Below are 11,691 nucleotides of genomic sequence, written 5' to 3'. Positions count from 1 at the left end.
GCGTATCTGCCATCCCTACCCTCTGCGGCGCCTTGGCGTCATCACCTGAGGCAAGAGCCGGATGCGGGAAATCCGCTCGTCCGGATCTGTGGAGGGGGTCGTGGGCGACCATGATTCCTACTCCGACACATTAACTTACGATTAAGAACTTATTAATTTCCTACCATGGCTGACATGATTCACTGGTTGCGACTGTAGATGCTTTTCGTGACCCCTGTCAAGGAAAAAAATAGCACGGAGCGAATGTTTTTTTCTCCGGGTATTGCCCAACCATGCAGATGGCGGCAGAAAATTGTCGCGTTAGACGCCGAAACAACAAGCAGGAGCCTCCCCGCTAACCAGGAAGACGGGTCAGCCGGTTGCCACGCGGCTAAGCTACTGGGGGGCGGCGTGGCGGCTTCAGGCTGCCACCTGCCGTCTAGCGGGTCAAGAAGTCATTAATAGCGGGCCTAAGGAGTTTGCGATCCATCCGTCGGCGGTATTCCATAGGACTCTGCAGCAGGTTCGCGATGGAGATGTCTTTCGATCGTCGCCGACTCGCCAAGGCTTGGCCGGTAACAGCCCCGCCAGGGCCGTCCTCCCACGCGCCGGTCAAAGGGGCAGCAGCAGTCTGGAGGGGAGGCGAGGAGGGCTGTTGTTGCCGGAGCCAGGAGAGGTCTGGGCTGTCCCCCGACGGGCACCAGCGAGGAAGAGGAAGGCCCCCTGATCCCTTCTTGACAACCGCACCCCGACAATGCATGGTGCGTCATCTCTGGATGACCCGACCGCCGGCAGGGCGATTCCCTCAGCCCGCCGCATCCCGTCTTCTTGCCCAGGAGGTTCTTTTTCCGATGAGCATGCGCAGCGATGTCATGAAGAAGGGGCTGGAGCGGGCGCCGCACCGCTCGCTCTTCAAGGCCATGGGCTATACCGACGAGGAGATCCGGCGGCCGCTGGTGGGGATCGCCAATGCGGCCAACGAGATCATTCCGGGGCATATCCATCTCGACAAGATCGTCGAGGCGGTGAAGGCCGGGGTGCGGATGGCGGGGGGCACGCCGATCTCCTTTGGCGCCATCGGCGTCTGCGACGGCATTGCCATGGGCCACACCGGCATGAAGTACTCCCTGGTCAGCCGGGAGATCATCGCCGACTCGGTGGAGATCATGGCCATGGCGCACCCCTTCGACGCCCTGGTGCTGGTGCCCAACTGCGACAAGATCGTGCCGGGGATGCTCATGGCGGCGCTGCGGCTCAACATCCCGGCCATCCTGGTGAGCGGTGGGCCCATGCTCACCGGTCGTTTCCAGCGCCGGGACGTGCACCTCATCAGCGTTTTCGAAGGGGTGGGCCGGGTGAAGGCCGGCACCATGAGCCAGGAGGAGATGGACGAGCTGGAGGAGTGCGCCTGCCCGGGCTGCGGCTCCTGCGCCGGCATGTTCACCGCCAACTCCATGAACTGTCTGTCCGAGGCCATCGGGCTCGCCCTGCCGGGGAACGGCACCATCCCGGCGGTGTCGGCGGCCCGCATCCGCCTGGCCAAGGAGGCGGGGCAAGCGGTGATGCAGCTGGTGGCGAACGGGGTCCGGCCCCGGGACATCGCCACCCGGGCGGCCTTCGAGAACGCCATGGCCGTGGATATGGCCCTGGGCTGCTCCACCAATACCGTTCTCCATCTGCCGGCCATGGCCCGGGAGGCCGGGGTGGAGCTGCCGCTCGCCCTCTTCAACCAGGTGAGCGGCCGTACCCCGCATCTGTGCAGCCTCATCCCGGGCGGGCCCCACAGCCTGGCCCAGCTCCATGAGGCGGGCGGCGTGCCGGCGGTGATGGCCCTGCTGGCCGAAAAGGGGCTCATCGCCGGTGCGGCACTCACCGTTGCCGGCCGCACGGTGGCGGAGAATCTGGCCCGGGTGCGGCAGGTTGACCCCACCATCATCCGGCCCCTGGACAACCCGTACCATGCGGACGGCGGCATCGCGATTCTCTACGGCAATCTGGCGCCGGAGGGCTCGGTGGTGAAGCAGTCGGCGGTGGCGCCGGAGATGCTCCGCCACTCCGGGCCGGCCCGGGTGTTCGATACCGAGGAGGCGGCCCTGACCGCCATCCTGGGCGGCCGGATCCAGGCCGGGGACGTGGTGGTGATCCGCTACTGCGGTCCCCGGGGCGGCCCCGGCATGCCGGAGATGCTCTCCCCCACCTCGGCCATCGTCGGCATGGGGCTGGGAAGATCGGTGGCCCTCATCACCGACGGCCGCTTCTCCGGCGGCACCCAGGGGGCGGCCATCGGCCACATCTCTCCCGAGGCGGCGGACGGCGGCCCCATCGCCCTGGTGGCGGAAGGGGATACGATCGCCATCGACATCCCGGCGAAGCGGCTGGAGCTGCAGGTCGCCGAGGCGGAGCTGGCAGGGCGCCGCGCCGCCTGGCAGCCGCGGCCGCCGGCCATCGCCACCGGTGCGGTCGGCCGCTACGCCCGGCAGGTGAGCTCCGGCGCCAGCGGCGCCATCCTTCGGGATTGAGCGGCTCGTGGCTGCCGCAGTCCGATCCCGGACCCTGGCCGGCCTCGGCCTGCTCCTCTTGGTGGCGCTGCCGGTGGCCGCCGAGGAGAAGGTGCCGCTGCCGGTGCCGCCCTGGCAGATCGCTGCGGACCGCATCGAGCACCAGAAGCGGCCGGATCGGGTGGTGGCGGAAGGAGAGGTGGTCTTAAGCCGGGAGGAGGCGGATGCCCCGGCCATGACCATGACCGCCGACTGGCTCCAGTACGATCTGGAATCGGAGCGGGTGACCGCCCGAGGCAACCTGCATCTTGCCGCCGGCGAGGACCAGCTCTTCGCCAGCCAGGCTGAGCTGGATGTGGTGCGCCAGACCGGCACCCTCACCGACACCACCCTGGTGCTGAGCCGGCACGACATGCGGCTCACCGGCTCGCGGGTGGAGCGCACCGGGCCGGACACCTACCATTTCACGGACGCCTGGGTCTCCGCCTGCCCGGTGCAGGGGGGGCGCCCGCCGGCCTGGAGCCTGTCCAGCCAGGAGATCGATCTGACGGTGGACGGCTACGCGCTCCTGGAGGATGCGTACCTGTCGGTGCTGGATGTACCGGTCTTCTACCTGCCCTACCTCATTCTGCCGGCCAAGACCACCCGGCAGACCGGCCTGTTGTTTCCGGAATTCTCCCAGTCGGACCGGGATGGCACCGGGCTTCTGGTGCCCTTGTTCGTGGATCTTGGCCCCAGCCTGGACTTCACCCTCTACCCTGGCTACCTGGGCCGCCGGGGTCCCCTGGCCGGCATCGAGGCCCGCTACGCCCTGGACGCCTTCTCCCTGGGGACCTTCGACCTCAACCTGCTGGCTGACCGTACGGCGGACCGGGCGGGCGACGAATACAAAGGCGACGGCTATCTCCGCACCCGGGAGGGCCGCTACTGGCTGCGGGGCAAGATCGACCAGGACCTGGGGGCCGGCTTCTTCGGTCGGGTCGACCTGGACTCGGTCAGCGACCGGGACTTCCTGGATGAGTTCCGCAAGGGGATGAAGGGCTTTGACCGCAGCGAGCAGGACTACCTGGAGGCCTTTGGCCGCGGCTTCCAGGAGCGGACCATTCCCTTCCGGGAGTCCACGGTGCAGGTGACTCGGCTTTGGCCCGGCACGAGCCTGGGCGCGGAGATCCGGACCGTGGACGACGAGACCGGCCTCCTGGGGCCGACCACCGCTATCCAGACCCTGCCCCGGGTGGCCATGGCCGGGCTGGTGCCCATCGAGGGGCTGGCGGTGCCCTTGTCCCTGGATTGGACCTCGGAGTACGTCCATTACTGGCGGGCGACCGGCCTGGGCGACCAGCGGCTGGAGCTGGCGCCGCGGCTGGGCGCGGTCTTGCCGGCCGGTCCCTATCTGGAGGCGGCGGCCTTTGCCGGCGTTCGCCAGAGCCTCTACCACGTCCTGCCCCACGGCGAGGCCGCCCGCCAGGCCTGGACCAGTGAGCGGCTGACCGGCCGCACCGTGCCGGAGCTGGAGGCGTCCCTGGCCACCACCCTGATGCGGGATTTCCATCCGGACTGGGAGGGGGCCCCGCGGCTGACCCATCTCGTACGCCCCGAGATCGGCTGGCGCTACCGGCCAAACGCCGATCAGGCGGAGCTGCCGGCGCTGGATGCCCATGACCGGCTGCAAGGCCGCAGCCTCTTTGCCTACGGGGTCAGGAACGCCCTGTGGCCGGACGGCGACACCCTCTCCTGGCTGCGGCCCGGGGGCTGGCTGGCGGTGCGCCAGGCCTACGACCTCTTGGAGGCCGAGCGGGCGATCCTCATCCCCGGTGATGAGACCCGCCCGTTCTCGGATGTCAGCTTCGAGCTGGAGGTGAGCCCCTGGCAGCCTCTGGTGCTGAGCTACGACACGGCGCTCTCCGTCTACGGCGAGGGGATCGTGCGCTACGATCTCGGCACCCGCTTCACCAGCGAGCGGGGCGAGCGGCTGAGTCTGGACTATCGCTACAGCCGGGTGCCGGGAGGCTTTGATCCCTCCTTCTTCACCGACCGGCTGGACAAGTCGGTCCATGACGTCAACCTGGCCCTGGACCTCAACCTCACCCCCCAGGTGGGGGCCCAGTACGCCCTGTCCCAGTCCTTCAGCAACGACAGCACCGTGGACTCCTCGGTGCGGCTGATTTACCGCCCCGGCTGCTGGACCGCCGAGCTGCTTGCCTCCCGCACCTCCGAGGACCAGCGGGTGGCGGTGATCGTTTCCCTGGCCGGCATCGGCCGGATGCTGGAGCTCGGCCTGCCCGAGCTGTGACCCAAAGGGGGGTGTGTCATGCACTACGACGTCTTCAACGGCGATGCCGACGGGATCTGCGCCTTGCATCAGCTGCGGCTGGCCGAGCCGAGGCTGGCGGCCCTGGTCACCGGCACCAAGCGGGACGTGCGGCTCCTGGCCCGTATCGCCGAGGTGCGGCAGGCTCATGTCACGGTCTGCGACATCTCGCTCGATACCAACCGGGCGGAGCTGGTGCGGCTGCTGGACCAGGGCTGCCAGGTCCTCTACTTCGACCATCACTTCCCGGGCGAGATCCCCGGCCATCCCCACCTGGCGGCGTCCATCGACCCGGATCCTGAGGTCTGCACCGCCATGATCGTCGACCGCCAGCTGGACGGCGCCTTTCGGCCCTGGGCGGTGGCGGCTGCCTTCGGCGACAACCTCCATGCCTCGGCCCTGGCCCTGGCCGCCGGCCTGGCCGTGGATGAGTCCGAAGTGGCCACCCTGCGGGAGCTGGGGGAGCTGATGAACTACAACGGCTACGGCGCCACCCTGGCGGATCTCCTGCTACCGCCCGCCGCCCTCTATGAATCCCTGCGGCCCTACCGCGACCCCTTGGCCTTTGCCCGCCGCTCGCCGGTGATGGCTGCCCTGCGCCAGGGCTATCAGGAGGACATGGCCCAAGCCGCCGCTGCCCCGATCTGGCGGGAGGGGGAGGGCGGCCGTCTCTTCCTCTTCCCGGCCGAGCCCTGGTCGAAACGGGCCGCCGGCGTTTTCATGAACGCCCAGGCCCGGGAGCGGCCGGAGAGCGCCCATGGCCTTCTGGTGGACAACGGCGACGCCACCTTCCTGGTCAGCGTCCGGGCGCCGTTAAGCCGCCGCACCGGTGCCGACACCCTTTGCCGGGCCTTCCCCACCGGCGGCGGCCGGGCTGCCGCCGCCGGCATCAACGCCCTGCCCGCCGCCCAGCTGGAGGCCTTTGTCGCCGCCTTCCAGGAGACCTTCCGGGGCTGAGCCGAGGGCGCTGCTCGCGGCCGGCCGCAACCTTCCCGCCTGCCCGCCCGCACCAATGGGGACGGCAGCTGCCGCCCCTTTCCGGCCTCCCCGGGCCGGCTGGGCTTTACAGATCCAGCCACCACCAGGGGACGGCCAGGATCTTCGAGTGGAGCCAGCGGACCTCATCGCCGGCGTGGACCAGGATGCCACGCACCGCCTCCGGGTATTGCTCCAGAAAGAGCAGCAGGCTGGCGGCGTCGGCCACCGTCGGGGTTGGCGTCAGCTTGACCTCGAAGGCCAGCATCTGGCGGCCGTGCTGGACGACGAAATCCACCTCCCGGCCGGAAACGGTGCGCCAGTAAAAGAGCTGAGCCCGGGGGGGCAGTCCGTCGCACCAGGCCCGCAGGTGGAGGTGGACAAGGGTCTCGAAGAAGCCCCCCAGCTCCCGCGCCCGACCGAGGGCCTCGGCGTCGAAATACCCGGCCAGGAACACCGCCAGGCCGGGATCCAGGAAGAAGATCTTGGGCGATTTGACCAGCCGCTTGCCCCGGTTGACGATGAAGGCCGGCACCCGGGCGATGAGGCCAGAAACCTCCAGGAGCCGAATGTACCGGTGGGTCGTGGCATGGCTGGTGCCGCTGTCCTTGGCCACATCGGCCTGGTTGAGGATGCTGCCGGTGCGCAAGGCCAGCATCCCCATGACCTTGCGGAAGTCCACCAGGGACTCCACCTGGGACAGCTGCCGGAGGTGCCGCTCCAGGTAGGTCATGACGTAGGACTCCAGCCAGCGCAGCAGCGCCGGTCCCGGAGTGCGGGCCAGTACCGGCGGCATGAAGCCCCGTAGGAGAAAGGACAGGGGAGGTACGGCCGGACCCGATGGCTGGACGGGATCCAGCACCTCCTGCCACAGGCCAGCAAGGTTGCCCGGCTGGAGGTGGCTCAGCTCCTCGCCGCAAGTCATGGGCAGAAGCTCGCAATAGCCGGCCCGGCCGGCCAGGGACTCGCTGACCCTCTCCATGAGCAGCAGGTTGGCCGATCCGGAAAGGATGAAGCGCCGGCCACCCCCCGGACGGTCAACGGCCAGCTTGATCGCCTCAAAGAGCTGCGGCAGCTTCTGAGCCTCGTCGATGATCAACCGGTCGTGCGGCTGCCACAGGGACGCGGGGTCCAACCGTGCCTGCTCGCGGACGCTCAGGTCGTCCAGGGTGAGGTAGGCGAAGTCTGCAAATTCGTGCCAGAGCATGGTGCTCTTGCCGACCTGCCGGGCACCACTCAGGACAGCCACCGGGAATTCAGAGATCATCTCTCTGAGATGGCGAGCTTTTCGCCGTTTGATGTATTTTGTTTCAGCACTTGAAATAGAATCATTCATGGGCCGCACGCTACCCGGGAGGAGACGGGGTGTCAAGCGGCAAGCGACGGATGCCGCGGCGCCGGAGCCGGCTGCCAAGTGCCCCGAGGCGCGGTGCCGCTCAAGGCCGGTCTGACCGGCTGCCGGCCAGGGGCTGGCTCGGCTCGGGCGGCATCCCTTGGCGTCCGGCCAGGGTCAGGCTGCTCGTCTCCTGCCGCCGGCGGGTGGCGCAGGGGTCGGCGAAGAGCGGGCTGCCCTCCAGGAAGGCGTCGGGCAAGACCGTCAGGCCGCCCAGGAGGTTGGCGTCCGGGGCGAGGATGGCCACCGTGCCGTCGATGCCCAGCTGCGACGAGGCCTCCACCCGGCTGCTGGCGTCGGCCAGGAAGGCGCCGGCGACGATGCGGATATTCCCGCCATCACCGCCATAGGCGTTGGCGATGATCCGGCTGTTCTCCAGGATGACGAACCGCGGATCGATGACGATGTTGCCGCCGTTGCCGGCCCCGCCGGCCACCGAGGTGGTGACCGCGCTGTCGATGAGCTGGATCTCCTGCTGGGCAGCGAGGCGGATGTTCCCGCCATCGGCCGTCCTGGTTTCGGTGGCGATGGTGCTGCCGGTGAGCAGGATGCGGTCGGCAGCGTCCACGGCGATGTCCCTGGCCTGCCCGCTGCCGGTGCTGCTGGCCCGGATCGTGGCGCCGCTCGCCAGTTCCAACCGTTCGGCCAGGATCCGGATGGTGCCGGCATCACCGGTGCCGCCGGTGCTGGCCGAGATCGCGCCGCCCCGCGCCAGAGCGAGGTGCGGCGCCGCGACGGCCACGTCGCCCCCTGTCCCTGCCCCGAAGGACTCGGAGCTGATCATGCTCGGCACCCCATCCGGCCCCCGGCCGGCAAGAAGGACCGAGCTCGTGGCCGTCACGCTCACGCCGCCGCCAGCGGCAACGCCCGAGGTGTCGGCCCAGATGCCGCCGCCGTCCACCAGCTCCAGGCGGTCCACCGTGATCCCGATGTCGCCGGGCTTGCCGCTGCTGCCAAAGAGGGAAGAGGTCGAGATCCGGCCCTCGCCAGCGAGCACCAGCTCCGGGGTCTCGACCACGATGGAGCCGCCGGCGCCTTGCGCGAACACCTCGGAAGAGATCAGGCTCCCCAGCTGGCGGCGGTCCGGGCCAGCCACCCGCGCCGAGCGGGCGGCTGAGACCGCGATATCGCCTCCCCGGCCGGCCCCCAGGGTGTCGGCGGTGATCGTCCCCCCATCGACGAGCGCCAGATCGTCCACCGAGACGACGATGTCGCCGGCCTCACCGGCACCCCAGGTATCCGTGGCGATGCGACCGCTGTCTGCCAGCTCAAGGCGGTCCACATCGCGGATGACCACGTCGCCGGCGTCGCCGGAGGCTCTCCAGAGGGAAGTGGTGGCGATCGAGCTGCCCCAGCCGGCCACATGAACGGACTGGCCGCCCGCAATGGTGATGCCGCCTCCTTGGCCTCTTCCGGCGGTGCTGGCGGAAATCGCGCCGTCGTGCAGGATCCTGAGGTCGGCGGCCCGGACGAGAATATCCCCGCCGTGGCCGAAGGATCCCCGGAGCGCGTCGGTGGCGATCCTGCCTCCGCTGGCCAGCAGCAGCTCAGGGGTGTCCACGACGATCCCCCGGCCGTCGCCATCGGCAAAGACATCGGCCGAGATCATGCTGCCCAGCCCGTGCCGGCTGCGGCCACCGATGGCGACTGACCGGTCGGCCGCAACCGCAATCCCGCCGCTTGCGCCATGCCCCTGGGTATCGGCCGTGATGGCGCCGCCAGCCACCAGCTGCAGCTCGCCCACCTGGAGAAGGATATCGCCGCCCGCGCCGGTGGAGTCTTCGCTGGTGGAGGTGGAGATCCTGCCGTCGCCGGCCACGGCCAGGGTCGGGGCACGGACCACGATGGCCCCGCCGTCGCCGGCACCGAAGACCTCCGCCGTGATCCGGCCGCCGCCCTGGCCTTCCTCGTCGCCAGCCACGAGCACCGAGCGGCTGGCGGCGATGTCGATCCGGCCGCCCCCGCCGGTGCCCCAGGTGTCGGCCCAGATGTTGCCGCCATCGACCACCGTGAGGTCGCCGACCGCGAGGCGGATGCCGCCGGCGGCCCCGGAGGTCTCCCCCCAGCCGGAGGTGGAGATCTGGCTCCGCGGCCCCAGCACCACGACCTCCGGGGCCTCGATGTCGATGCCCCCGCCCGTGCCGCCCCCGAAGACCCCGGCCGAGATGGTGCTCCAGGGGCCGTCCGGACGGCGACCATCCAGCACCACCGCGCCGGCGGCCGATATCCTGATCTGGCCGCCATTGCCGCTGCCCAGGGCGTCGGCCTCGATACGCCCCCCGTCATCCAGCGTCAGCCGGTCGACGGCAAGGAGGATGTCGCCGGCGTCCCCTTGGGAGAATGCCCCGGCAGCGGAGGTAAGCCAGCCTTCCTCCGTGAGGCGCAGCGCCGGGGTCTGGATGAAGACCGAGCCGCCGTCGCCCCGACCTCGGGCCTTGGCCTCGACGGCGGCGCCGGCGATGAGGGCGGATTCGTTGGCCACCACGCTGATGCCGCCGCCATCTCCCCAGCCGTGGCTGTTGGCCGCAACACGGGCTCCGTCGGTCAGGCGCAGGCGGTCCACCACCAGGTGCATGGCGCCACCCTGGCCGTTGCCAAAAAAGGTCCCGGTGGACAGCAGCGCCGAGTCGGTCATGAGGAGGTCCGGGGTGTCGATGGTCACGGTGCCGCCGCGGCCGGGGCCGAGGGTTTCGGCCCAGATGCCGCTGGGCAGGTCCTCGGCTAACCGGCCGGTGATGACGACGGATTCTGCCGCCTGCACGGCAATCTGACCGCCAGCGCCGGCGCCCGTCGTGCTGCTCTGGATGTTGCCGCCGGCAGCCAGGCGCAAGGTGTCCACCTGGAGGTCGATGCTGCCGGCATCCCCGCCGCCGCGGGCGTTGGCCAGGATGGTCGCCCCGTCCACCAGGGCCAGCTCCGGGGTGCTCAGGCTGATGGCGCCGCCGTCCCCGGAGCCGGCGGTGGCGGCCTGGATACCGCTGGGGCGCCCGCCGGCGTCCTCGCCCGCCATGATGGCCCCCTCGCTGGCGGTTACGGTCACCGATCCGGCATCCCCGCTGCTCCAGGCATTGGCCACGATGAAGCCGCCTTCACTGAGCAGCAGCCGCCCTGCGACCACATCGACGGCACCGCCATCCCCGGAGCCCAGGCTGCTGGCCGCGACCAGGCCGCCATCCGCCAGGACCAGATCGGCGGCCCGGACGGTGACGGCACCAGCGGCACCGGAGCCAGCGGTTTCGGTGCCGATGGCACTCGCCAGGCCAGCGGCGCTGTCGCCGGTCACAATGAGGGTCCCCCGGGCCTCCACCGAGACCGGGCCGCCACTGCCGGCGCCGGTGGCGAGGGTGCTGATCTCGCTGCCTGCGGCCAGGGAGATGGTCTCCGCCGAGACGGCCAGGGACGAGCCCTGCCCGCTGCCACCATGCTCGGCCTGGATGCGGGCCTGGTCCTCCAGCCGGATCTGGCCGGCGATCCGGACGTCGATGCTGCCGCCGCCGGTGTCGTGGCTGTCGCTCGCCAGGCAGCTGGCGCCGGCCATGACCAGCTGGCCGCCGCGGATGCGTATGGTGCCGCCGGCCGGCCCGCTGGTGTCGAGGCGCACCGCCCGGTCTTCCGCCAGGGTGGAGCCGCTGGCAGGGTCAGCCAGAGCCGACAGGCCGCCGAGGGCGATAGAGCCGAGATCCGTGCCGCCAGTGATTTCGACTCCGGAGGCGGTGGGCTTCACCTCCCCGGGCGAGGCAACACTCACGAGATCGATCCGGCCGGCCGGCGCCCGCAGGCGGGCCTCCACCACCTGGCTCGGATCGGCCAGAAGCTGGCCGGTGGTCAGGGTGATGTCGCCGCCCACCACTGCCAGGGTCTCGCCGGCCGGCACCAGCAGGCCGTGGCCAGAGCGGCCCAGCTCCCGGGGGATGATCTCGCTGCCCGCCCGGGAGCCTGCGCCTTCGACGCGGATGGCTGCAGGCGTTGCGGTCAGAAAGCCGAAGGCCGCTGGCGGGGCGGCGGCCAGGGTGCTGGCGCCGGGATCGCTGGCCGAAAAGCGGCCCGCCTCCCCCAGCTGCAGATAGTCGGCGGTGGAGACGTGGAAGGAGCCGCTCACCTCCAGGCTGGCGTGGGGTCCAACCACGACGCCGGCCGGGTTGATGAAATACAGATCAGCGCCCGGAATCGCGGAGCGGAGCAGGCCATCGATGGCAGAAGGGCTGCCGCCGGTGACCCGGCTGATGATGCTGGTCACCGAGGCCGGGCCGGTGAAGGTCGCCTGCTCGGAGGCCAGCAGGCTGAACTGGCCGAAGCTGTGGAAGAGATTGCCTCCTGTCTGCTGGCCCAGCTCGGGGCCGATGGTGTAGCCGGGGCCGGTGAGGGTACGGGCCTGGCCCAGGCTGCCGTCGGTGGTGATGCCGGCGCCTCCTGGCCGGGGTGCCGCCGAGAGCAGGAGGACGGCGGCCAGGGCCAGTGGCAGCCGGGGCCGCCGGAGGTCTCCGGGGGCGGGCCGGCGAGGTGGCTGGGCACAAGGCATGACGAGCCTCCGCGTC

5 protein-coding genes are annotated in these 11,691 nt (G+C 70.2%); 3 read left to right on the top strand and 2 right to left on the bottom strand.

All coding sequences use genetic code 11. The features are described 5' to 3' along the window. Positions 1–836: 836 nt before the first annotated feature. The 3 genes from ilvD to AB1634_09100 are packed head-to-tail and all read left to right on the top strand — an operon-like array spanning position 837 to position 5,745. The gene (ilvD, locus tag AB1634_09110; GenBank protein ID MEW6219673.1) at positions 837–2,498 is read left to right on the top strand and encodes a dihydroxy-acid dehydratase; all 1,662 of its coding nucleotides are present in this window, start codon (positions 837–839) and stop codon (positions 2,496–2,498) included. Positions 2,499–2,505: 7 nt separating this feature from the next. Then, the gene (gene lptD / locus AB1634_09105) at positions 2,506–4,770 is read left to right on the top strand and encodes an LPS assembly protein LptD (protein ID MEW6219672.1); all 2,265 of its coding nucleotides are present in this window, start codon (positions 2,506–2,508) and stop codon (positions 4,768–4,770) included. A gap of 18 nt (positions 4,771–4,788) precedes the next feature. Next, complete coding sequence (locus AB1634_09100; GenBank protein ID MEW6219671.1) at positions 4,789–5,745, top strand: acetyltransferase; 957 nt, start codon at positions 4,789–4,791, stop codon at positions 5,743–5,745. Between the two features lie 106 nt (positions 5,746–5,851). On the opposite strand, the gene AB1634_09095 is transcribed toward AB1634_09100, so the two are convergent. After that, the gene (locus tag AB1634_09095) at positions 5,852–7,030 is read right to left on the bottom strand and encodes an ATP-binding protein (protein MEW6219670.1); all 1,179 of its coding nucleotides are present in this window, start codon (positions 7,028–7,030) and stop codon (positions 5,852–5,854) included. Between the two features lie 169 nt (positions 7,031–7,199). Beyond that, positions 7,200–11,675: a filamentous hemagglutinin N-terminal domain-containing protein gene (locus tag AB1634_09090; protein MEW6219669.1), complete on the bottom strand. Its 4,476-nt coding sequence runs from the start codon at positions 11,673–11,675 to the stop codon at positions 7,200–7,202. Positions 11,676–11,691 lie beyond the last annotated feature (16 nt).

The sequence above is a fragment of the Thermodesulfobacteriota bacterium genome, assembly GCA_040755095.1.
Lineage (GTDB): Bacteria > Desulfobacterota > Desulfobulbia > Desulfobulbales > JBFMBH01 > JBFMBH01.
This window is presented reverse-complemented; position numbering and strand designations above follow the sequence as displayed.

What these genes read in the sequence shown, in the direction of transcription:
- ilvD (MEW6219673.1), top strand. Translation starts at nt 837, where the DNA reads ATGCGCAGCGATGTCATGAAGAAGGGGCTGGAGCGGGCGCCGCACCGC.
- AB1634_09100 (MEW6219671.1), top strand. Translation starts at nt 4,789, where the DNA reads ATGCACTACGACGTCTTCAACGGCGATGCCGACGGGATCTGCGCCTTG.
- AB1634_09095 (MEW6219670.1), bottom strand. Translation starts at nt 7,030, where the DNA reads ATGATCTCTGAATTCCCGGTGGCTGTCCTGAGTGGTGCCCGGCAGGTC.
- AB1634_09090 (MEW6219669.1), bottom strand. Translation starts at nt 11,675, where the DNA reads ATGCCTTGTGCCCAGCCACCTCGCCGGCCCGCCCCCGGAGACCTCCGG.